The 21,790-nt window shown below is 70.3% G+C and carries 19 protein-coding genes; 15 read left to right on the top strand and 4 right to left on the bottom strand.

The window, feature by feature from the left end:
- Window positions 1–10: 10 nt before the first annotated feature.
- The 14 genes from LJB74_RS06435 (at window position 11) to LJB74_RS06370 (ending at window position 16,809) form a co-directional block, all read left to right on the top strand.
- A complete protein-coding gene (locus LJB74_RS06435; RefSeq protein ID WP_259307756.1) occupies window positions 11–226 on the top strand; it encodes a hypothetical protein in 216 nt (71 codons plus the stop codon).
- Between the two features lie 105 nt (window positions 227–331).
- A complete protein-coding gene (locus tag LJB74_RS06430; protein ID WP_259307755.1) occupies window positions 332–691 on the top strand; it encodes a TadE/TadG family type IV pilus assembly protein in 360 nt (119 codons plus the stop codon).
- On the top strand, window positions 688–1,128 hold the full coding sequence (locus LJB74_RS06425; protein WP_259307754.1) for a TadE/TadG family type IV pilus assembly protein: 441 nt from the start codon (window positions 688–690) through the stop codon (window positions 1,126–1,128). The genes LJB74_RS06430 and LJB74_RS06425 overlap by 4 nt, the downstream gene beginning before the upstream one ends.
- Complete coding sequence (locus tag LJB74_RS06420) at window positions 1,125–1,580, top strand: pilus assembly protein TadG-related protein (protein ID WP_259307753.1); 456 nt, start codon at window positions 1,125–1,127, stop codon at window positions 1,578–1,580. Before LJB74_RS06425 ends, LJB74_RS06420 begins: the two co-directional genes overlap by 4 nt.
- Window positions 1,577–4,687: a LysM peptidoglycan-binding domain-containing protein gene (locus LJB74_RS06415; protein ID WP_259307752.1), complete on the top strand. Its 3,111-nt coding sequence runs from the start codon at window positions 1,577–1,579 to the stop codon at window positions 4,685–4,687. The genes LJB74_RS06420 and LJB74_RS06415 overlap by 4 nt, the downstream gene beginning before the upstream one ends.
- Window positions 4,688–4,931: 244 nt before the next feature.
- Window positions 4,932–5,240 (top strand): DUF6112 family protein, encoded by a 309-nt coding sequence (locus LJB74_RS06410; RefSeq protein ID WP_259307751.1) that lies wholly within the window; start codon window positions 4,932–4,934, stop codon window positions 5,238–5,240.
- 1 nt (window position 5,241) lies between these two features.
- A complete protein-coding gene (locus tag LJB74_RS06405; protein ID WP_259307750.1) occupies window positions 5,242–6,399 on the top strand; it encodes a hypothetical protein in 1,158 nt (385 codons plus the stop codon).
- Entirely contained in the window at window positions 6,396–7,823 is a 1,428-nt protein-coding gene (locus tag LJB74_RS06400) for an SCO6880 family protein (RefSeq protein ID WP_259307749.1), read from the top strand. The genes LJB74_RS06405 and LJB74_RS06400 overlap by 4 nt, the downstream gene beginning before the upstream one ends.
- Before the next feature lie 122 nt (window positions 7,824–7,945).
- On the top strand, window positions 7,946–9,190 hold the full coding sequence (locus LJB74_RS06395; protein WP_259307748.1) for an ATP-binding protein: 1,245 nt from the start codon (window positions 7,946–7,948) through the stop codon (window positions 9,188–9,190).
- Window positions 9,187–10,329 (top strand): DnaB-like helicase N-terminal domain-containing protein, encoded by a 1,143-nt coding sequence (locus LJB74_RS06390; RefSeq protein WP_259307747.1) that lies wholly within the window; start codon window positions 9,187–9,189, stop codon window positions 10,327–10,329. The genes LJB74_RS06395 and LJB74_RS06390 overlap by 4 nt, the downstream gene beginning before the upstream one ends.
- A complete protein-coding gene (locus LJB74_RS06385) occupies window positions 10,326–12,182 on the top strand; it encodes a type IV secretory system conjugative DNA transfer family protein (protein ID WP_259307746.1) in 1,857 nt (618 codons plus the stop codon). Before LJB74_RS06390 ends, LJB74_RS06385 begins: the two co-directional genes overlap by 4 nt.
- Window positions 12,182–13,426, top strand: a complete 1,245-nt coding sequence (locus LJB74_RS06380) for a lytic transglycosylase domain-containing protein (protein ID WP_259307745.1) — start codon at window positions 12,182–12,184, stop codon at window positions 13,424–13,426. The genes LJB74_RS06385 and LJB74_RS06380 overlap by 1 nt, the downstream gene beginning before the upstream one ends.
- Before the next feature lie 6 nt (window positions 13,427–13,432).
- The gene (locus LJB74_RS06375) at window positions 13,433–14,593 is read left to right on the top strand and encodes an ArdC family protein (RefSeq protein ID WP_259307744.1); all 1,161 of its coding nucleotides are present in this window, start codon (window positions 13,433–13,435) and stop codon (window positions 14,591–14,593) included.
- A gap of 1,037 nt (window positions 14,594–15,630) precedes the next feature.
- Window positions 15,631–16,809, top strand: coding sequence for a S1 family peptidase (locus LJB74_RS06370; RefSeq protein ID WP_259307743.1), 1,179 nt, complete (start codon window positions 15,631–15,633; stop codon window positions 16,807–16,809).
- 210 nt (window positions 16,810–17,019) lie between these two features.
- Here LJB74_RS06370 and LJB74_RS06365 read toward each other — a convergent pair whose 3' ends face one another.
- The 4 genes from LJB74_RS06365 to LJB74_RS20835 are packed head-to-tail and all read right to left on the bottom strand — an operon-like array spanning window position 17,020 to window position 20,961.
- Window positions 17,020–17,541, bottom strand: a complete 522-nt coding sequence (locus tag LJB74_RS06365; RefSeq protein ID WP_259307742.1) for a plasmid pRiA4b ORF-3 family protein — start codon at window positions 17,539–17,541, stop codon at window positions 17,020–17,022.
- Window positions 17,542–17,553: 12 nt separating this feature from the next.
- On the bottom strand, window positions 17,554–19,302 hold the full coding sequence (locus LJB74_RS06360) for a site-specific integrase (RefSeq protein ID WP_259307741.1): 1,749 nt from the start codon (window positions 19,300–19,302) through the stop codon (window positions 17,554–17,556).
- Window positions 19,253–19,762, bottom strand: a complete 510-nt coding sequence (locus tag LJB74_RS06355) for a hypothetical protein (RefSeq protein WP_259307740.1) — start codon at window positions 19,760–19,762, stop codon at window positions 19,253–19,255. Before LJB74_RS06355 ends, LJB74_RS06360 begins: the two co-directional genes overlap by 50 nt.
- Window positions 19,759–20,961, bottom strand: coding sequence for a tyrosine-type recombinase/integrase (locus LJB74_RS20835; protein ID WP_396125127.1), 1,203 nt, complete (start codon window positions 20,959–20,961; stop codon window positions 19,759–19,761). The genes LJB74_RS06355 and LJB74_RS20835 overlap by 4 nt, the downstream gene beginning before the upstream one ends.
- Here LJB74_RS20835 and LJB74_RS20830 point away from each other — a divergent pair.
- The gene (locus LJB74_RS20830; RefSeq protein ID WP_396125126.1) at window positions 20,908–21,630 is read left to right on the top strand and encodes a hypothetical protein; all 723 of its coding nucleotides are present in this window, start codon (window positions 20,908–20,910) and stop codon (window positions 21,628–21,630) included. The two genes, LJB74_RS20835 and LJB74_RS20830, sit on opposite strands and share 54 nt — an antisense overlap.
- The last annotated feature ends 160 nt before the right edge of the window (window positions 21,631–21,790 follow it).

Here is a 21,790-nt window from a genome sequence, read left to right as displayed (position 1 = left end):
GGAGCACGCCATGCCCACCACCGCCTGGATCCTGCTGACCGGGTACCTGGCCACCACCCGCCGCCTCATCGGCGACCGCGCGCGCCGCATCCACACCGGTGCCGGCGACGCGGGGTCCAACACGTTGGAGCTGGTCATCATCGTCCTGGGCCTGATCGCGGTCGCCACCTTGCTGGTCGTGGCGATCACCGCCGCCGTCACCCGCCGCGTCAACCAGATCAACTAACCCGACGCGCCACCCATGACAACGACGACAGCCCGTTCCCGAACCCTTAGCGCCCGGGCCCGCCGGCGCGCGCGGTCGGCGCGGCGGGACGCGGGCTCGGTCAGCGTGGAGATCGCAATCCTGTTCCCGGTGCTGCTGGCCCTGATCGTCGCGATCGTGCAGTACGGGCTGTGGTTCCACGCCCGCTCCCTGGCCCTGACCGCCGCCCAAGAAGGCGTCAGCGCCGCCCGTGCGTATTCGACCGACCCCGGTTCTGGACCCGCCCGAGCCCGGGAGTTCCTCGCCGCCCACGGCGCGGGCACCCTGACCGACGTGACCGTGGCGGCCACCACACCCGGCGCCGGGCAGGTCGGGGTGCAGGTCACCGGTCGGTCCCTGTCAATCGTGCCCGGCGTTCCCGGGCTGGTCGTCACCCAGTCCGCCTCCGGACCCCGAGAACGCTTCACCACGCCAGGTGCACCATGAACCACCTCGTGCGCCTGACCACCGACCGCCAGCGGGGCTCAGCGACCCTGGAGTTGGCGATCCTGGCCCCGGCCCTGCTGCTCCTTCTCGGGCTGGTGGTCCTGGCCGGGCGTGTGCAGGTCGCCGCCGGGGCCGTGGAGCACGCCGCGGCCGTCGCGGCCCGCGACGCGTCCCTGGCCCGCACCCCAGCTGCCGCCCAGGCCACCGGCACCGTCGCCGTTGATCGGGAGCTGACCGCCCAGAACCTGCGCTGTGCACCGGTCACCGTCGTCATCGACACCTCAGGGTTCGCCGCCCCGGTCGGGCAACCCGCCACCGTCACCGCGACGATCGCCTGCACGGTGTCCTTCGCGGACCTGGCCCTACCCGGTCTGCCAGGAGCACGCACCCTCACCGCCCACGCCACCTCGCCCCTCGATTCGTGGCGCACCCGATGACCACCCTGCGCGCACGTCTGCGCCTGACCGCCGCAAACGACCGGGAAACCGGGTCGGTCACGGTGTTCGTGGCGATCACGATGGTCGGCCTGCTGGTCCTGGTCGGGTTGGTCGCCGACGGCGGGGCGAAGCTGCGCGCGGTCCAACGCGCCGATGCCATCGCCGCTGAAGCCGCCCGCACCGCCGGTCAAGTGATCGACCTGCCCACCGCCGTCTCCTCCAGCGACATCCGCGTCGACCGGCAAGCCGCCGTGGCCGCGGCCAACGCGTACCTCACCGCCGCGGGTGCGACCGGGACCGTGACCATCACCCCGAACGGGCAAAGCCTGCAGGTCGCCGTGACCACAAGCGCACCGACGGTGTTCCTGGGCCTGATCGGCATCACCACGTTGACCGTGACCGGCCACGCCCGGGTCACTCTCGTTCACGGCGTCACCGGAGGCGGCACATGAACCCCACCCACGCACCCACAATCACCCGGCGCACCCGCACCACGGGCGATGTCGCCCGCGCCCTGGCGGCCATCCTCGCGCTGGTCGGCTTCGTCCTGGGTGTGCCCGCAGCCCTGGTGGTGGTGGCGCCCCTGGGGTGGTCGCGCACCTGGCCCACGTGGGACACCGTTCTCACCACGCTGAGTCGACCCGACGACGGCACCCTGTTCCTGGGCGCCGTCACCTTGGTCGCCTGGGGCGCCTGGGCCGCCTTCACCCTCAGCGTCCTGACCGAGCTGGCCGCCGCCGCCCGGCACATCACCGTCCCCTCGATCCCGCTGCTCGGGGTGACCCAACGCGCCGCCGCCATCCTTGTCACCGCCGCGGGGCTCCTTGTCGTCACCTCCACCCCGCTTCTTGGAGCCCCGACCGCCCACGCCGCGGTCCTGGTCGACACCGCACCCCAACACCCCCTCACTGATGCCAGGAAGTCAACGACGGCTACAGCGAGAGGTGCGGCGACGGCCCCGGCGGGGACGTCGGCGGCGGCGAGGTCCTCGACGACCGGGCCGGTCGACCGCCATCCGGTTATCACCGTCGCGCGCGGTGACACCCTGTGGTCTCTGGCCGAACGACACCTCGGCGACGGCGCCCGCTACACCGAGATCCGTGACCTCAACCTCGGTCAACCCCAACCCGACGGGCGCACCCTGACCGACGACCACTGGGTCTATCCCGGCTGGCAGCTGCGACTGCCCGTCGATGCAACCGCGCTACCCGCACCCGTAGCCGCCGCCAACAGCACGGCGACCCCCGCACCGACGGAAACCAGAAGCTACGACGTGACCGCGGGTGAGTCCCTGTGGGACATCGCCGCTCAGCAACTCGGCGACGGTGCCCGCTACCGAGAGATCTACGACCTGAGCACCCACACACCCCAACCCGACGGACAAACCCTGACTGACCCCGACCTCATCCGCCCCGGCTGGCACCTGACGATCCCCTTGCCGGCCCCACCCGCGGTCCCATCCGCGACGCCGAGCGCTGCGCCGACCTTGGACGCCACTTCGGCCCAGGGGCCCTCGGTCAGCGGGCGCGGGAGCCCGGCCCCCGTCGTGGTTGCGAATCCAGGCGGCGACGGCGGCGCGGTCGGGCCTGGCGTTCAGCTGCCGGTTCCGGCGCTGACCGTCTCGGCGCCGTCCGACGCCGCGACCCAACCGGGCGACGCCACCGGCAGCGCCCCGTTCACCCGGACCCTGGTCTTGGGTCTGACAGCGTTGGCGGCGAGCGGTGTGGCCGCCGAGCTGGCGCGTCGCCGTCGCCGTCAGCATCGCCTGCGCCGGGCGGGGGAGCGGATCCCGCTGCCCGAACTGGGCTCGCCGGCCGAAACGGCCGAGCGATCCCTTCGCCGGGCCGAGGTGGGCTTGACCCTGGACTCGCTGCGCCGGGGACTGCACCTGCTCGGTCCAGCGTGCAGGGCAGCGGGACGAAGCCTGCCGCGCGTCGGGGGCATCCTCCTCACCGAAGAGACCATCGACCTGGTCCTCGTCGAGGACGACGAGGATCCTGTGGCCCCGTTCGCACGTGTTGACGCGCGCACCTGGCGGGCAACCCATGCGGACTTCGCCGATCAGGAGGGCGCTGCGGGCGTCGAACTGTTCCCGCACCCGTTCCCGGCGCTCGTGACAGTCGGGATCACGAGGGAGGGGGCGATCATGGTGATCAACCTCGAGGCCGCCGGTGTCCTGTCTGTCAACGGACCACCTGAGGCCGTCACGGCCGCCATGCGTGCCCTGGCCTGCGAGCTGGCAACATCCCCGCTGAGCGCCGGAGCACACCTCGTCCTGGGACCGGAGTTCGCGGACCTGGCCGCCGTCAGCGACCCGGCGCGAACCCGGAGCGTCGAAAGCACACGCGACCTGGAGAAGCGCAGCGTGGCGGCCGATGAGGACAACCGTGGCGTCCTGGACCATGCCCGGGTGGCCGATGCCCTGGCGGCACGAGCTGCGCTCACCGGCGCCGACACCTGGGCGCCCACGATCTCTCTCGGCGCGAATCAGGCAGCAACGACGACCCCGTGGTCTGGTCATGCGGTCCTGACGACCAACCGCAGCTCACCGTGGCAGCTGGAGGTCGACATCGACGGCGAGGCGCGGCTCGACGCTCTCGGATGCGCGTTTCGGGCCCAGCGGCTCCCCGAGGACCACTACCACCAGCTCATCCGGGCCCTCGGGGAGGCCGCCGAGGAACCGGCCCGTACGCCATTCGCGCCACCGGCGACCGTGGAGTCCCAGCTCGTCGAGGTTCTCACCGCCCTACCCCAACCCGGCCCGCCCGCGCAGGACCCCGGTGACATGGACGGGGATCCGCCCCAGCGAGCGACCGGCGGGCGCGAGCATCCGCGCGTCCTGGTCCTGGGGCCGGTGACGGTCACCGGTCTTGACACCTCCACGACGTCTGACCGGAGCCGGCGAAACGTCGAGCTGATCGCGTTTCTCGCTTTGCAGCCCGGGGCGTCGGCGGAACAGGTGGACGAAGTCCTCGGACACGGCAAGCGGATCGAGCCCCCGAACCGTAACGCCCACATCTCCCGGGCGCGTACGTGGCTCGGAACCTCCACCGACGGCCATCCGTACCTGCTGAAGGTCGCCAACCACGACCACTACCGGCTGGACCCGGCCGTCCACACCGACTGGGAGGAGTTCCTGGACCTGTCCACACGAGGCCTGGGCCGCGGACCGGACGGCGCGACGGACCTGCGCGCCGCACTGGCGCTGGTGCGCGGGCGACCTTTCACCGGCGCTGCTCGCGGCGCCTACGAATGGGCTGACGTCCTGACCCACGAGATGATCGACACCATCACCGATGTCGCCCACGCCCTGGCGCTGGTCGAGATCGACGCCCGCAACTTCCGCAGTGCGCGACACGCCACCGCCGTCGGCCTGGCCGTCGACCCCTGCAACGAGCAGCTCTTCCGCGACGCCATCACCGCCGCCCACAATGCCGGAGACCACGACGAGGTCGAGCGACTCATCGACAAGCTGCAAGCCCGCATCGACGCCATCGACCCCGGCTGCGACCTCGAAGACGACACCGTCGAGCTGCTCGAGACCCTCCAACGCACCTGAACTGGCACAGCCGGCGGGATCCGGTGCGGTGACGGTGCCCGACGTCGACTGCGCCGATGCCTCAGCTCCTGTGCGCGTGCCGGGCGTTGCCCGGGAGCGGCCGGTCGTGTGGTCCTGCCGCGGCGACGGATCCCAAAATCTGTTCGCCATCGAACCCGATGTTCTGCCCGTGCGCTGCACACCTGCTGGTAGAGGAAGTCGCTAAGAGGGCGACCTCCCACCTACCAGTGGGGAGGTGCGGCACATGTTCGTCTCACGGATATGGACAGTGATTCCAGCGGCCGATCCGGGGATCAGTCCGAACCAGACCGGTCTGCCGGGTCTGCCGGTCGTGAGGTCGATCGTGGGGGCGTTGCTGACGTGGGGCCTGGTTGCGTGCGTGGCGGGCCTGGTGGTCTCGGTCATCGTGTGGGCGCTGGGCCATCACCAGGGGAACTACCAGTACGCGGCGTCGGGCAAGACGGGCGTCATGGTGGCGGCCGGTGGGGCGCTGTTGATCGGTGGGGCGAACGCGATCGTGGCGTTCTTCTCCGGTCTGGGTGCGGGGATCTGACATGGGCACCCTCGTGCTCGCAGCGTGCCCGGGGCCGGTTTCGTTCGTCTGTGACCTGACGAGCAACGCCGCCGGGTCCGCGTCGGCCACGGCCTCGGACTACGTGCTGGGCGGCCTCGGTGCGGCGTTCATCAGGGCCGCCGCCCAGGTTGGGCAGATGGCCGTGGGCGCCCTGGACTCCACGACGTCGATCGACCTGACGGCGTCGTGGTTTCGGGCGAACGTCGCGGTGATTGCCGCGATCACCCTGCCGGTGCTGGTCGGGTTGTTCGTGGTGCAGGTGATCGGCTCGGTGCTGCGCCGCGAGCCGGGCGGCCTGGTGCGCGCGGTGGTCGGGGTCGCCAAGGCCCTGCTGGGTGCGGGGGTGGCTCTGGCCCTGACCCAGCTGGCGTTGACCGCGGTGGACGAGGTCTGCGCCTACATCGCCGCGGCCGCCGGGGTCCCGGTCGTCGTGGCGGCCGGGGAGTTCTTCGCGTTCGCCGCCCTGTTGTCCGGGCTGTCCCCGGCGTTGCAGATCCTGATCGGTCTGGCCCTGACGGCGGGGTTCTTGCTGCTGTGGGGGGTGCTGCTGTTCCGCAAGGCCGCCCTGGTGCTGATCGCGGTGTTCGCACCGGTCGCGTTCGCCGGGTCGGCGTGGGACCAGACCCGCGTGTGGACCCGGCGGTGGCTGGAGATCGTGGCCGCGTTGGTGTTCTGCAAGGTCGTCATCGTGGTGGTGTTCGTCGTGGGCGCCTCCGCGTTCACCGGGACCGGACCCGTCACCGCCCAGCCCACCGCAGGTTCCACTCCGGGGATCACCGAAACCTTGTCCAACGCCCTGGTCGGGTTGCTGCTGTTGACCATCGCGGTGTTCGCCCCGTGGTTGACGTGGCGTTTCGTGCACTGGTCCGGGATGGAAGCCGCCACGGTGATGAACTCCGCGGTTGCCGCCAACCCGATCCTGCGCGGGGCCCGCGGTGCCGGGACCCAGACCCGCTACGCCGCCCAGCAGGCCGTCACCTCCACGATCCTGGGCGGGGCCGGTGCGGCCGCCGCTGCGGGCAAGACCGCAACTACGGCAGGCACCAAGGCCACTGGTTCCGGCGCCGGTGCACCGGCGCTGCGCCCGGCTCCGGCTCGCGTGACAGCGCCGCGCCCTGGTGCGGGTGGCCGGTCATGACCACCCCGACCGTGGAGACCGCGACCGCCCGGTTCGGGCAACTGGAGCGCCGCGGGATCCTGCTGGGCCTGGGCGCCGCCCAGCTCGCGGTGTTGACCATCGCCATGGTGATTGCTGTCGCAGGCGTCTACTCGGCCGGGATGGGCGGCCTGGTCGCCGGCGCCGGCCTGTGGGTGCCCCTGGCCGTTGCGGCCACAGCCAGCGTCCGAGGAAGACCGGTCATCCAGTGGCTGCCGCTGGTCGGACAGTGGCGGGCGCGCCGCCTGCTCGGGCAGACCACGGCCGTGACCAGCACCCGGGCCCTGCCAGACCCCGGAGTCCTGCGAATACCGGGGATCGCGGGACAACTGACCGTGACCGAAGCCCCGTCCTTGGGTGCAGCCCTGATCCACGATCGGCGAACTGGGGTCGTGTGCGCCGTGCTGCGGGTGTCCGGTGCGGGGTTCGTGCTGCAGGACGCCGCCGCGCAGAACGGCCAGGTCGCATCCTGGGGCAGGGTCCTGGGGTCGCTGTGCCAACAATCGGCCATCGTGCGCCTGCAAGTGGTGCACCGGTCGCTGCCCGGTGGAGGCTCGGTCCGGGGCTGGTGGGCGAACAACGCGATGGCCGGTGCCCCGTGGGCGGCCCGGGTCCTGGCCGACCTCGTCGCCGACGCCGAATCGACCGGCGACCACCAGCAAACCCTGCTCGCGGTCGCCCTTCGCCCCCCACACGGGCGCGGCCGAGCACTGGGCCCGGCGGGGGGCGCGGCGATCGAGCAGCACCTGGGCGCCCTGGTCGATGGGCTCAAAGCCGCTGAGCTGCACGTCGACGGCTGGGTCACTCCGGACCGTTTGGGTTCGGTGCTGCGCGCCAGCTATGACCCGGGCGGCGCCGCCCGGGCCGGCGACCTGGGCGGGACCGGTTCGCTTCTGGGGCCGATGGGTGTGAGCGAGCACTGGGACCATGTGCGCACCGATAGCGCCGTGCACGCCGTGTACTGGATCACCCAGTGGCCGCGCAGCGACGTGCACCCCGCGTTCCTGCAACCCCTGCTCCTGGCGCCTGGGACCCGGCGCACCTTCACCCTGATCGCCGAGCCCCTGCCCACGGCGAAGGCGCTGCTCGAGATCCGCCGTACCAAGGCCGAGCACGCCGCCGATGCCGCACAACGTGCCCGCATCGGCCAGGTCCAGGACGAGGCCGCTCGCGCCGAGGACGCCGAGCTGGCCCGCCGCGAGCAGGACCTCATCGCCGGGCACGGGGACCTGCGCTTCACGGGGCTGGTGACTGTCACCGCAACCAACACCGACGACCTCGCCGCGGCGTGCGCCGCCACCGAGGCCGCTGCCGCGCAGGCCATGTGCGAGATCCGGCGCCTGGTCGGTCAACAGGGCCTGGCCCACGCCACCGGGGCGCTGCCACTCGCGCGGGGACTGCTGTGAACCGGCCCCACGACCCGGGAGTGCCCGGCGGCGGCCCGCGAACGCGGTTTCGCGGCACGCCGGGCCGGTTCACTTCGTGGGCGCCGCTGCGCCTGCCAGCGCATCAGGCATCGTCGGCCACCTTGGCCGGTGCGTACCCGTTCTTGACCCCACCCGCACTCGAGGTCGGCACCTACGTCGGGACCGATGCCCTGACCGGGGAGCCGTTCAGCTTCGACCCATGGGCCCTGTACGCCGCGGGCATCGTGACGAACCCGAACATGGTCCTGGCCGGGGTCATCGGCCAGGGCAAGTCCGCCCTGGCCAAGTCACTGGCCGTGCGGTCCATCGCCGCCGGGCGCCGCGTGTACGTCCCGGGAGACCCCAAGGGGGAGTGGGCCCCGGTCGCCGACGCGGTCGGCGGGGTCGTCGTGCGCCTTGGCCCCGGCCTTCCAGCCCGGATCAACCCGCTCGATTCGACCGGCACGAACCCGGCCGTGGCCCACGGCGACCGGCTGCGACTGCTGACGTCCCTGGCCGAGACCACCCTGGGGCGCGGACTGCGGCCCGCCGAGCACAGCGCCCTGGACGCGGCCCTGACCACCGCCGAGACCGGCACCCGCGGCGCCCTACCGACCATCCCCGCCGTCGTCGACGCACTGCTGGCACCCGATCCGGGATTGTCGATGCGTGACGGTGCCACGGCGAGCGCCCGGGCCGCAGATGGTGGCGACCTGATCCACGGGCTGCGCCGGCTGATCCGCGGTGACCTGGCCGGGATGTTCGACGGCCCCTCCACCCAGCACCTGGACCCGGGCGCACCCATGGTGGTCCTGGACCTGTCCCGGTTGGGTGCCAGCGACGATGCCCTGACCCTGGCGATGACCTGCGCGTCGGCGTGGCTCGAGACCGCCGCGACCGAGTCCACGCCCGAGGCAGGGCCGCGCTGGATCATCTACGACGAGGCATGGCGGGTGCTGCGCTCGGCGCCACTGGTGCGGCGCATGCAAGCCCAGTGGAAGCTCTCCCGCGCCTACGGCACCGCGAACCTCCTGATCCTGCACCGCTTGAGTGACCTGGACGCCGTCGGCGCCACCGGCTCTGAGGCGCGCGCCCTGGCCCAAGGACTGCTGGCCGACTGCTCCACCCGGGTCATCTACCGCCAAGAACCCGACCAGCTCACTGCCACCGCCACCGCCCTGGGTCTGACCTCCACCGAACGCAGCCTGCTGACCGCCCTGCCACGCGGCACCGGCCTGTGGAAACTGCCGGGACGATCCCACGTCGTGCACCACCGCCTTCACCCCGACGAGGCCGACGTCTTCGACACCGACACCGCCATGCGCACCAATCCCACCACCGGACACCCTGGGGAGGTCCAGTCATGATCCGCACCGATGACGTCGCACACCTGGCCGAGCAAGCCACCCTCGGCGGACTGCTGCTGGAACCCGCCCACTTCCCCGACGTCAACGCCTGGGTCCGCGGACCCGACTTCGCCGACCCCTGGCACCGCCAGGTCTGGGTCACCCTGCGCGAGGCCCACACCCACGGCGTCGTCCTGGGCCCGATCGAGCTTGCCGACCACATGCTGCGCCGCTACGAACCACGCCTGGCCGACATCCCCCGCATCCACGACCTGCTCCAGGCCGTCCCGAAGGACCCCGACCCCCGACCCCACGCACGCACCGTCGCCGAGTTCGGCATCCGCCGCGAGATCGCCGGACAAGGCGTCCTGATCGAAGCCGCCGCAGTGGGCGCCGCCACCCACCTGGAGGCCCGCCCCCTTCGGGCACTTCTGCGCATCGCCGGTGCAGGGTTCCTGATCGCCGGCGAGCGGTGGGCCGACGCCAACGGTCACCCCAACGCTCACCTGACCGACCACCTGCCCACCCAGCTCAAGGCCGGCGCCTGCGACCTGGAACTACGCCGCGCCGCAGACAAGTCCCTGGCCCACGCACCCGCGCCTGACACCGAGGGCGCCCGAGCCAACGAGGCCCGCCTGGTCGCGTGCCTGGCCTCCCACCCCACCGCCATCGCCCCCACCCTGGGGTGGCTCAGACCCGGCCAGCTGACCAACCGGGCCTGGGCCACCGTCTACACCGCCCTGGGCGAGATCGCAGGCCGCGGGGGCGCCATCGACGACGTCTCGCTGGCCACCTCGGTACTGCTGGTCGCCGCCCGGACCCACACCGCACCCTCCCTGGACGCCATGCGCACAGCGATCGAAGCGGAGGTCTGCTCCGTCCCCGGGCACCTGCGACAGGTCGTCGCAGCCGACCACCTACGCCTGCTCGCCCACAACGGCGCCCAGGTGCTGCGAACCGGAGCAGCGAACCCGGCCACCCACGTCCTCGAGTTGCTCGACACCGCCACAGCCCTCATCCAGTCGATGTCCCAAACTGCCACCGCACTGCCCGACCAGATCGGCCAACCACCCCGCTCGAACCTGTCAATCATGCGCAACCCCGCCATCGACCCCTCCACCCCGCAGGGCGGCCGGCGCGACGGGCCGGTGGCCGAATGAGCCCCGCACCACGGCGACCCTCCCGCCAGGGCCCCGGCCCGGGATCCTCGCCAGCACCCGATCTGACCGATTGGGCACTGATCGCCGGCGGCGCCGTGATCGGGTTCGGGATCGTGCTGTGGTGCGGTGCCGCACTCGCGTGCCTGGTCACCGGCCGGGGTGTGCCCGACGGCGGGCCGCTGGCCGCACTGCGGGCACTCGGCGCGGTCTCCGACCCCGCGGCGGCGTGGCCCGTACCCAGCCAGCTCCCGGGACCCGTCGCCTACTGGGCCGCGACGGTGGTGGTGATCGCCGCGGTGGTCGGTGTCGTCGTCCTCGCGCTTCACCTGAAGTCCACGCTCACCGGGGATGGGACATCCACGAGCAGCCGGCTGCGGTCCCTGCCGGGCCTGGCGTCCCCGGCGGAGGCGCAGAAAGCCGCCGGACGCAAGGCACTGCTACACCGCGCCGACGTCGTGCGGCCCTCCGCTGGTGGTGGCGCTGCGGCGGGTGATGTTGGGTTCTTGCTCGGGCGTGCCGGTGGCCGCGAGTTGTGGTGCTCGGTGGAGGACTCCGTCCTGCTGGTTGGCCCGCCCCGGATGGGCAAGGGCCTGCACGTGGTGATCCCCTGGGTCCTGGACGCCCCCGGCCCCGTCGTGGCCACCTCCACGCGCCCCGACACCCTCGCGGTGACCATGGCCGCCCGGCAGGTTCACGGCCCGGTGGCGATCTTCGACCCCCAACGACTGGCCGGGCTGCCCGGCGGGTTGCGCTGGTCCCCGGTGCGCGGGTGTGAGACCCCGCGCACCGCCCTGGTCCGGGCCAGGGGCCTGGCCGCGGGGGTCGGGTTCGGGCGGACCGTGTCGGACTCGGACTTCTGGGCCGGGCAGACCGAGACTGCCCTGCGGTGCCTGCTGCACGCCGCCGCCCTGGACGGGCGAGGTGCGGTGGACCTGTACCGGTGGTCGTTGAACCCGGTGCTCGCCGAAGACGCCGTGACCATCCTGAACCGGGACTCGCGTGCCGCGTCGGGGTGGGCGGATGCGTTGGAGGCTGCGGTCCACGCCGACCCGCGGACCCGGGACTCCGTGTGGCTAGGGGTCCGCCAGTCCCTGGCGGCCCTTGCCGACCCCGACGTCCTGGACTCCGTGGACCCCGGACCGCGCGACACGTTCGACCCGGCACGGTTCTTGCGTGAGTCCGGGACCCTGTACCTGCTCGCCGCGGCCGTCACGTCCGGGTCGTGTGCCCCGCTGGTGGCCGCGTTCGTCGAGGACATCACCGAGACCGCCCGGGCCCTGGCCGCCCGCTCCCCCGGCGCCCGGTTGGACCCGCCGTTGCTGCTGGCGCTCGACGAGATCGCCAACCTCACCCCGCTACCGTCCCTGCCGCAGCTGATGGCCGAAGGAGGGGGCACCGGGATCACCACCCTGGCGGTGCTGCAGTCTCTGGCACAGGCCCGCAACCGGTGGGGAGAGCACGCCGCCGACGCCATCTGGGACGCCGCCACCGTCAAGATCATCCTGGGTGGTCTGGCGAAGTACCGGGACCTGGACGACGTCGCCCGACTGCTCGGGGAGATCGACGAGCTCACCGAAACCCGCAACCGCGGGCGCGGCGGCGAGAAGTCCACGTCCACCTCGATACGCATGGTCCCGGTCATGCCGCCCTCGGTGCTGCGGACCCTTCCGTTCGGTACCGCGGTCCTGCTGCTGCGCCAGACCCGACCCGTGGTCATCGACCTGCGCCCCTGGCCCGACCGACCCGACGCCCAAGCCCTGATCGCCGGGCAGGCGGCCGTCGAGGCGGCCACCGCAGCCGCCGCCAGGGGTGCCGCGCCAAGCGATATGGCGACCGGCGGTGGGCTTCGATGATGAAGGCACTCCTGGCCGCGAGCGGGCTCGGGTTCCTGGCGGTGCCGGTCATCGCGGTCCTGGCGGCCCTGAACGTGGGCGGCCCCGCGGTGGCCTGCATCGAGTCCTCCGCAGGCGGGGCCCTGTCCCAGGCCGCACCGGTGCCCGCGGCCGCACGGGTGTGGGTGGGCGAGACGAAGGCCGCGTGCCCGGACCTGCCCGAGACGTGGATCGCCGCCGTCATGGCCCAAGAGTCCGGATTCCGCCCCGACGCATATGCCAACGACACCAACGGTGGCACCTGGGGGCTGTTCCAGCTCAACGCCAGCATCTGGGCCGCCACCTACGCTCACCCGTGGTCGGCGGACCTGAACAACAACGGCATCTGGGACGTCAAAGACCCCGACATCCACGCCCACGTCGCCGGACAGTACCTGTGCAACCGGCTGAACACCGTCAGGGCGATCCGTACCACCCACCCCGACTGGGCGTCCTCCCGGCTTCCGGTCCTGGACGCGCTGATCATCGCCCACAACGCCGGGGAATCCCGGCTGGCCACCTACCCGGCGATCCCCGACGTCACCGCCCGGTTCATCACCGCCGTCGATCAGCGCGTGGCCGCGTGGTCGGCCCCCGACCAGACCGGCGCCCAGAGCGAACCCCTGGGCCCGGTCGCGACGAGCTGGCCTGCCGCGAGCCCCGCGGCCGACCCGGGCCCATCGCCATCAGCCGCGGGACCAGGGTGCCTGCCGGGCCTGGGCACCAGCGGGGACATCGTCATCCCACCCGGCACACCCGCCGAGACGGCCACCGCGGTGCAGACCGCGCTGTCTTACGTTGGAGTCACCTCCGGGTGGGCCGGGTTGTGCGACAAGCTCGCCTGCCGCGCCTACGGGTACACCAACTCCGGGTACACCTCCGCCGCGGCGCACTGGGACGCCATGCTCCTGACCGGCCACGCCCACCCCGGCGACACCTGCCCGCCCCTGGGGTCGTTCGTGTTCTGGGCCACCGGGCGCCCCTTCGGGCACACCTCAGTCGTCGTGCAGGCCGATCCGGGCTGTGACCCGGCCAAGACCCTGGTCACCTCCAACGAGGTCTTCGACTCCGCCACCGGCAACCACGGCGGGGTCTACCTGATCTCCCTCGCCCAGATCAACGCCGGATTCGTGCGCGGCGCCGGGTACCTCGGCTGGTCCGACCCCATCTGCCGCGGCACCCTCCAAGCCTCCGCCGTCACCCCACCCACCACGAACGGCCGGTGAACGACCATGACCACCACACGCACAGACTGGCCCACACCGGAGGAACGGCTCGCTGCCCTGCACGACAAGCTCGTCAGCGCGGTGGAGGACCTCGCATCCTCCGAGGCGTGGATGCGAATGCTTCAGGTCGCCGCACGGTTCCCGGACTACTCACCGTCGAACGTCCTGCTCATCGCCGTCCAGCGACCTGACGCCACCCGCGTCGCAGGAATCCGCACCTGGAATGCTCTCGGGCGGCGCGTCCTGAAGGGCGAGCACGGCATCGCCATCCTCGCCCCCTGCGTCTACCGCCCCGCACCCGGCAACACCGCCGACAGTCAGACTCCACCTCCACCGGCGACCGAGTCGCAACGGCTCGAGCCGTCACCGACAGGCGACCAGGAGTCCGTCACACGGCGCGAATTGCGCGGCTTCAAGGTTGTCCACGTGTTCGACCCGTTATCCCGAGATTGCCCGACCAGGTCTGTCGTCCATCGGATCGGCGAGTGTGCTCTCGATTGTCTCAGGAGCACGGGGCTTGCGGAAGAACGGGATTGGCAGGCCGGCGGGTTCGCCGGTTCCAGTCCGGCGCCTGCCTTCGACCCGGTCGAGGGCCAGAGGCGCTGTCTCGCGGTGGCCTATGTCCAGGTCCAGATAGGCGTGGCCGAGTTTGCGGGCACGGGTTTCCGGTACGTGCCGGGGTCTACTACCCGGCCAGCAGCACCAGGGCGCCTCGGCCGGGCGAAGTTGGGCGCGGGCGAGCACCCCACCGATCAGTTCGAGAATGGCGCTCTCGTCGCTGACGACCCTGGACGACCCTGGACGACCCTGGACGACCACACTTTCGTGCCCGCCTCGTTGATCAGGCACACTCAGCTGTGCCCCCTTCCGACATCGACACCCGCCCTCCCGCGCGGGCCTTGCCGCTGGTGCATCTCCTGCTCATCCGCCCTGGTATCAACTTCGTGGCCCGAAGGGCTCGCCGCCGACAGATCTGTCAACAGCGACCGAACCGCGCATCTCAATCAGCCGCCGAGGCGCCCCGCAAGACCGGGCGGCCAATCCGCCAGGGGCGATCAGCACTCAGCCATACCCCGTCCTCCCGGGCAACCCAACGGCTTACGGAACGCGGTTCATCTCATGGACGCAGCCGGAGTGCGTCTGCCGGTACGTGCCCGGGCGACGTAAGCGCGGCGCCCGACAAGTCTCCCCCAAGAATCCCCGGCGCTGTGACGATAACAGCGACTATCGGCGACGCTGCCGCACGGAGTTGGTGAGACACTTCCTTCCAGTTCGCGGAGGGCCTTGCCCAGTGCTGTCAGGGCGCGGTCGTTCCGCCAGGCGAGCCTCATCATTCTGTGTTCGCCACGCTTTAGGCCGAACACCGCAGGTCATCTCGGGTGCGCCAGACTAGTCTGCGAGAAAACCGGGGCTTCTCCATGCTGGATCTACTTGCGCATGAATCAGGGCTCGAGTGCCAATTGGCTCCGGCAAATTCACGATACCCGCCGCACGCACCGCGCCGCCGCCGCACGCGAGTGCCCCATTTGACCTACTCCATGCCCAAACCTCGACGTACGACGCGGTCTCCTCGACTTCAAATCCCACCGGTGTAATGCAGCTTCCATCTCCGGCGACGTACAGAACATTCAGAGACGTTGCGCCACTGTCGATAGAAACAAATCGCCATGGCATGCTTATCAGGTCGGATCGCTTTCCGGGACTTATGATCCGCACAGCGGTGGGCGCGGGGAGCCTCGATGCCCATTCTGGGACATCGCCCGCTTTCTGCGGGTCGATCACCGCGCCTTGCGGGAAACGTGCGATCGTGCTGTTCTCGCTCACCTGACGATAGATCGCAATCCCCGCGGCGAGGAAGACCAACACAACTGAGAAGACTATGGCCGTTCGGCCCCATGAGCGCCCCATGTACCCCCGCCCGTCTACGAAACAGCTGAACGGCTGCGAGCGAACGCCCGGCCTCGCCGTCAATACCCAGCCGCCCATCGCGCGAGATGGCGACAACGTCGAGTCCCGAATTGGCTCTTGCGGGTCGACGTTACCTGGCGCTAGCGTTGACGACAAGCACCACCAGCGGTCCAGCGTGGGAAGCCGCCGATCGACAACCTCGCGTGGTGGCGCGCCACGGTGACGCCTGCTTCGTGGACTGGCGCCGCCACATTGAGGGGGGCACAGTGTTGCGACCAAGGATGACGCGCAGGTGGATGGGCTCTTGGGGATCGATCGCCGCGCTCGGCGTGGTCGTTGGCTCCGGACTTTGGGTTGCGCCAGCGGACGCCATGTCGATCAGCCCGGACTACTCAACAAGTGACTCCTTGAATTTCGCTGCGCGCGCCGTCGCGGAGGCGCTCACAGAGAAGGTTCAGGGCGAGGCCGGGTTTGCCGGAATTCAGATCACAAACACCGGTGTCGAGCTTGACCATGTGGGCCCGCCGACGACACAGGTAAGCGAGGCCATAGCAGCATCGGCTGGTGTCGCGGCGAATCTGCTCACTTCCGCTCCTGGCGCTCCAGCAGACGGACGAGTTCCAGTGGTTGTTCGCCTCGTGAAGCGAACCCTCGCCCAAATGGCCAGCATCACGGGACAGATTGACACGGATCAATCACGACTCAAGACCGAAGGAATCGTGCTGTCAAGTTGGGGGCCGGACATCACGTCAAACACCGTTGTCGTCCACTTGTCGAACTACTCCCCAGCCAACGCCGCACTTATCACGGCTCGCTACGGAGACGCAGTGACGGTGGACGCGAGCAGTCAAAATGCGTCTGGAAGCGCTGGCCGCACAAATGACTCCGCCCCATGGTTCGGTGGCGACAAGATTGATCAAGGGTCTGGTTCTTGTACTTCATGGTTTTCCGCAAGCCGAGCGGGATCGTCGGTGGTTCCGACTGCCGGCCACTGCGGAGCGGGCGCATGGACAAACGGCGGCAACTCCGTCGGAAGCGTGGGTGTGCGTCAGTTCAGCGGGAACATGGACGGCGAACTCATCTTCGCGTCGTCCTCGGGCTACGTGTGGTCCGACCCGACTTCAACCCAGCGGCACGTGACCGGTGTGTCCTCCACCGACACCGTTGGAACACTCTTGTGTACCGATGGCGCAACTGACCGTGAGGTCTGTAGTGTCAGGATCTCGGCGACCGGGCAGAGCGTGTCATACGACGGGCAGACGATTACTGGCCTCGTGTCCGCGTTTCAGACGTGGTCACAGGCGGCATTCAGCGCTGGCGACAGCGGAGGGCCTGTGGAAGCAACGAGCGGCAGTTCATCGACCATCGCTGTTGGGATGGTCGAGGCGAGGCTCACGTCCGATGCTTCGCGTGGCTGGTACATGCCTGCGCGAACCGTTGATAGCGTCTTCGGGCTCACCGTGAAGACGTCGTGATCACGTCGATGACCCCCTGGGCCGCTTATGCCGTCGTGACCATCGGCCGGTCGTGAATGCCCTCCTGACTTGGGACGATAGGTGTTACCGAGGTCCGGTTGGGTCCCACAAGGTCTGACGCGCGACTAGGGCACTCTCGGCAGCGATTTGGCCGTCTGCGATGCCGACAAGAAGCACACCGCGTGCGTGGAGGTAACCCCCGCTCAATTCTCACCGCTGCCATGGTCCGATGCTGGGTAGGTCGACACCCTTGGTGTTCTTGGGCGTGGGGTCTTCGCCGTCGTCCCCGTCCCAGGCTCGGCCGTACTGGTCGGGGATGGATCCCCAGCCCCAGTAGGGCAACGGCCGGGTCGGGACGATGCCGAGCTGCTCGGCCGGGTCGATGCGCCGCGGGGCGACGGTGCACAGGTGCAGCCAGCTGTCACCGAGGTCGAACTCGTAGACGAACTGATCGCCCGCCTTGAGCCGACCGAGGGTCAGCCGTGCCCCGTCGAGGACCTCGTCGTCGACGTCGTCAGCCCACTCCGGGTCACCAATCCGGGGACCGTCGGCGAGGTAGAACTGGTGCAGATGCGAGCGGTCCCAGCGGGCGAACGCGTCATCGATCGCCGTGGCGAGCTGGTTGAACGTGTGGCTGCGGGCGGCAGCGAAGATCCGTCCCGGTCGGGGCCACAACTCATCGGCGCGACCGGATACGAGGTCGACGCGGATCGACAACCAGGTGCTGCTCACGCTCTGATCGTGTCAGACCGCGGCGGCTTCCAACGCCGCAGCCGCGTCTGCGGTGAGCTCCTGGGCGCGCTGGAGCGCACTGCTGATCCGCTCGACCTCCAGTTCGCGGGCAGCGAGCTGTCCGGCGGGTTCACCGGCCTCGCGGGCCCGCTCGAGCGCGCGCGTGTGGGACAGGAGCATCCGCCGGAAGATCGGGGTGGCGCTCTTTTTGGGCTGGGCGTGCCCGCAACCTAGGCAGACCAGCCCGCGGGGGCAGTGCTCACCGGTCGGCAGCGCACACATGTGGGTGCCCATGTCACGCATCGAGCAGTTCGCAGTGAACACCGCCCACTCCTGGTCTGTCGGCGCACGGTTGGCCGCAGGTCCGTAGACATCGCCGTACAGGCCCCGCATCGCGCGGCGGTACTCCTCGACGAGCTGGGTCGGGTAGAGCTTGGCGTAGATCATCACGGTGTTCACCGTGGCGTGTCCGAGCAGCGCCTGGATGACGTGTACCGGGGTGTTGCTATTGAGGTGTTCGGAGGCGAACACCCGCCGGCAGTCGTGTGGGGTCAGGGCCAGCGGCCGACCGTCGCTGTGGGTGGCGCCGGCGGCCAGCGACAGGGCGCTCAACCGGCCCCGGATGGTCTGGCTGTTCAGCGTGCTCGGGTGGGTTCGGCCCTGCAGCAGGTAGGGCGCGCACGGCAGTGCCCGCTTCTCGTGCTCATCCCTGCGGTCGCAGGCCGGGACGTGGTCGCTGCCGTAGAAGCCACGCACGTGCCGGATGATCTCGGCGATCACCCGGCCGAGCTGGTCTCCGATCGGGATCACCCGGGCCCGGTCGAACTTCGAGGGTTTGACGTGCAGCAGGTAGTACAACCTGCCGTCGGGCAACGCCCGCTTGAGGATGTCGAAGGTGGTCAGCTCGCAGGCCTCCTCGATCCGCAGCCCGCTGGTCAGCAGCAACTCCAGCAGCGCCCAGTCCCAGAACGCGATCCGTTCCGCACGCTGCAACCCCTCGCCGCTCTCGTCGATCCTCAGGGCCTGCTGGGTCTCATGCCAGCGACGCAGTGCGAACGCCCGGATGTTCGGGATCTCCCGTTCCAGGTCCAGCACGGTCCTGGTCAGGCGGGCTTCGGTGCGCTTGCGGGCGTCGGTGAAGCCGCTGTCGAGCAGGTCGTGGCGGGTCAGCGGGACCACGCTCGGGCAGTGCGCGGCGAACGGCGAGTCAGCTTCAGTTGCCCAGGTGCACAGGTCGGCGAAGAAGCACCGGACATCCACCAGCCAGGCGTGGGCGCTGGTGGTGTCCCCGCTGCCCTTGTGCCGTCCGCGTTGCACGGTCCTGGCCTGCTCCACCGCATGGCCGACGAAGCCACGCGCGTGTGCCGGGGTGATCTGCGCGCACGACGTCACCTGCGGATGGGTGGCCTGCAGGTATGTGAAGAAGTGCGCCAAGGCCCGGGCCTTGTGCTGCAACGTCGCGTAGTTGTCCGACAGTCGCCGGGAGTAGTGCTCCAAGTACAGACCAGCGACCTGCCGGAACATCTCCGGGACGCCCGCGACACCAGCAAGGTCTGCTGGCTCGCGCCGTCCAACGCTTCTCCAGCGCAAGGTGCCGCGCTGCGGGGTCCGGGTGAACACCCCGAGCTGGCAGAGCGCAGCGTCCAGGACGTCGGCGCCTTTGCCCCGACCGGCGGCGCGCAGATCCGCCTCGCTCAGCCCCGACAGCTCATCAACACCGCAGTGGAGCAGCGCCCGCAGTCCGCGATTGACCGCGTTCATCGCGAACATCGGTGTCCCGAACGGCAACGCCGCCGTTGCGGTCACCCAGTTGCGCATGCGCGCTGGTCATGGGGTCGTCGAAAGGAAGACGTGCGACCCACTGCGTGGTGCGGGTCCAGGTGAGGAACGGCCACGACGGTCGGACCAGCCGCGAGGTCACCAACGCCCACATCCCCCACGTCCAGGTGTCGTGCACCGGTGGCCTCCCGTCACCGGTGAGCCACCGCGGCCAAACCTGCGCCTCGAACGCCTCCCAGCGATCGGCCAGCCGCTCGCCGGGCAGCCGGTCGAGCGCGTCCAGGGTGAACCCGGTCGCGCGCAGCATCCGCTGCCCCTGAGACCGATGACGAAACCGGTAGCCGGCGACCTCCGCACCCAGGTGCGCGAGCACGCCAGCGCGGTCGTAGGGAGCCACCGCGAGTTGCCGGGCGGCGGCCAGCTGCGCGGCGCGCCCGGTCATCGCTGCTCCTTGTTGACCAGTCGCGGATGGGCGAGTGCGTCGAGTTCCTCAATCGTGCGGAGGTCGTAATGGAACGCGTACTTCTCGCGGCCTGCGTGGGTTCTCGCGCGATCGATCACCGGCCGCTGCTCGAACGCCGACACGGCCTCGACGAGACTGTGGCGGTCGACGTGGGCATAGACATCGACAGTGGTCCCGACGTGACGATGTCCCAGGACGGCTTGGGCGACCGCGACACCGGAATGCTCCACCAGAGCAGTCGCGACGGTGTGACGGAACATGTGCGCTGTCACCGGGATCCCGACCTTGCCGGCCAGGTGCCGCAGCCCGGCCTCGAACGCCCCATACGACAACGGCCGGCCACGGCCACGTCGCGCACCGACCCACACCGCCTGAGTGGGCGGATCGCCGCGCTCGTCGCTCAGGTAACGGTCGAACGCGACCCAGAACGGTGCGGTGACCGGAACGCGATGCTCATCGCGCGCACCCTTCAACAGCACGGTCACGGTCGAGGTGCGCCGGTCCAGATCGGCCAGGGTCATCCCGAGCACGCCGTGCCGGCCGTGCTCGGGGCTCCAGTCACCGATCCGCTGACCGGTGCGCGACAACAGGATCAACAACGCCCGGTCACGCGCGGATGGCGCCGCGTCGATCAGTCGTTGCACGTCCGCCGGGTCCAGATCGCGTGGCAACTTGCGGGGCTCGCGCCGACGCAGCTCAGCGCGACCACGTACCGGTGCATCGCCGCCACCCGGGCGCCCGTGCCGTGGACCGACAGCCGGGGCCTGCGGCACCGGGCTGACCCTGTCAGCCCAGGTGCCCTCACCCGCCTCGGTGTCGCGGTCGATCAGGTAGCCGAAGAACGACCCCAACACGCTCAGCCGATGGTTCACCGTGCGGGGCGCGCGCCGTCCATCGGAACCCCTGGGCTGCTTGGACGTCAGCTCGACGACCGACGTGCGCTGCTCGCGTGGCGGTCGCCCGCCGGTGCGGTAGCCGCGGGCGAACGCATCGACGTAGACCTCCACATCTGCACGGGAGACACCCTCCAGCGACTGCTCACGCTCAGCGAGCCAGCAACCGAAGTCCTGCACGCCCAGTCGGTACGCGCGGGTCGTGTACGACCCGCGGCCCCGGCGGGCCAGATGCTCCAAGAACTCCTCGACAACCTGTGCCGGTACACCGAACTCGATGGTCATGACCGTTCCTACTCGACGCCGGACGCTACGAACAACCCCGCGTCCACGGGAACCTCAGACCAAGACCACGAAATCTCGAGAGAAGACCTCACCCAGACCGACGGCCACCCCCTACCCGACGTCGCCCCCGAACTCTTGCGCGGCCCCGCGCCGGAGCACCTGTGGGACCACCTCTCCAGGCTCGTCGACGCCGACGGGTTCCGCCTCGAACGTGGACCGTGCGGCGGCGCGAACGGCTACACCTCCTACGGTCAACGCGTCGTGCGGGTCCGCGACGACGTCGACCCCGCGCAGGCCGTCAAGACCCTCGCCCACGAACTCGGGCACATCCGCGCCGACCACGAACACCGCTTCCCCGACTACGCCATCAACCACCAGTGCCGCGGGCAAGCCGAGGTTGAGGCCGAATCCATCGCCTACCTCGTCACCGCCTCCGCAAGCCTGGAGAGCGCCGCGTACTCCGTGCCGTACGTCACCGGATGGGCAGACGGCGACGCCAGCCGACTGCGCGAAGCAGCCTCCCGCGCGATCGCCGCTGCGGGCCGGATCATCGAGTCGGGCGCGGAGCAAGGAGATTACACGCTCGACCAGCCGCACAGCGGCCCCATCAAGTCGGAGCCGATCCCCGGCGCTCCCGCGGACTCTGATGCCGTCGCACTGACGAGATGAGTGCAGCTGCGATGAATTCTCGTACGCCGGCCTGCGGCGCCGAACTCGAAATGTCCTGGGTAGCCGATCATCTCTGCGGGGCAACCGCTGATCGCCTGGAGCGGTGCTCCTGCGGTGGACGGTCTGCATACCCGGGGCCCCTGGAAGAGTCGCCCGGTGC

It is taken from the genome of Cellulomonas sp. P24 (assembly GCF_024704385.1).
GTDB lineage: Bacteria > Actinomycetota > Actinomycetes > Actinomycetales > Cellulomonadaceae > JAJDFX01.
Note: the sequence above shows the minus strand (reverse complement) of the source record. Positions and strands in the feature narration are given on the sequence as shown.

Bases quoted from the DNA above. Each gene is read 5' to 3' on its own strand.
- LJB74_RS06435 (WP_259307756.1), top strand. From the start codon at position 11: ATGCCCACCACCGCCTGGATCCTGCTGACCGGGTACCTGGCCACCACC.
- LJB74_RS06425 (WP_259307754.1), top strand. From the start codon at position 688: ATGAACCACCTCGTGCGCCTGACCACCGACCGCCAGCGGGGCTCAGCG.
- LJB74_RS06420 (WP_259307753.1), top strand. From the start codon at position 1,125: ATGACCACCCTGCGCGCACGTCTGCGCCTGACCGCCGCAAACGACCGG.
- LJB74_RS06415 (WP_259307752.1), top strand. From the start codon at position 1,577: ATGAACCCCACCCACGCACCCACAATCACCCGGCGCACCCGCACCACG.
- LJB74_RS06410 (WP_259307751.1), top strand. From the start codon at position 4,932: ATGTTCGTCTCACGGATATGGACAGTGATTCCAGCGGCCGATCCGGGG.
- LJB74_RS06405 (WP_259307750.1), top strand. From the start codon at position 5,242: ATGGGCACCCTCGTGCTCGCAGCGTGCCCGGGGCCGGTTTCGTTCGTC.
- LJB74_RS06400 (WP_259307749.1), top strand. From the start codon at position 6,396: ATGACCACCCCGACCGTGGAGACCGCGACCGCCCGGTTCGGGCAACTG.
- LJB74_RS06390 (WP_259307747.1), top strand. From the start codon at position 9,187: ATGATCCGCACCGATGACGTCGCACACCTGGCCGAGCAAGCCACCCTC.
- LJB74_RS06385 (WP_259307746.1), top strand. From the start codon at position 10,326: ATGAGCCCCGCACCACGGCGACCCTCCCGCCAGGGCCCCGGCCCGGGA.
- LJB74_RS06380 (WP_259307745.1), top strand. From the start codon at position 12,182: ATGAAGGCACTCCTGGCCGCGAGCGGGCTCGGGTTCCTGGCGGTGCCG.
- LJB74_RS06375 (WP_259307744.1), top strand. From the start codon at position 13,433: ATGACCACCACACGCACAGACTGGCCCACACCGGAGGAACGGCTCGCT.
- LJB74_RS06370 (WP_259307743.1), top strand. From the start codon at position 15,631: ATGGGCTCTTGGGGATCGATCGCCGCGCTCGGCGTGGTCGTTGGCTCC.
- LJB74_RS06360 (WP_259307741.1), bottom strand. From the start codon at position 19,302: ATGAACGCGGTCAATCGCGGACTGCGGGCGCTGCTCCACTGCGGTGTT.
- LJB74_RS06355 (WP_259307740.1), bottom strand. From the start codon at position 19,762: ATGACCGGGCGCGCCGCGCAGCTGGCCGCCGCCCGGCAACTCGCGGTG.
- LJB74_RS20830 (WP_396125126.1), top strand. From the start codon at position 20,908: ATGCTCCAAGAACTCCTCGACAACCTGTGCCGGTACACCGAACTCGAT.
- LJB74_RS20835 (WP_396125127.1), bottom strand. From the start codon at position 20,961: ATGACCATCGAGTTCGGTGTACCGGCACAGGTTGTCGAGGAGTTCTTG.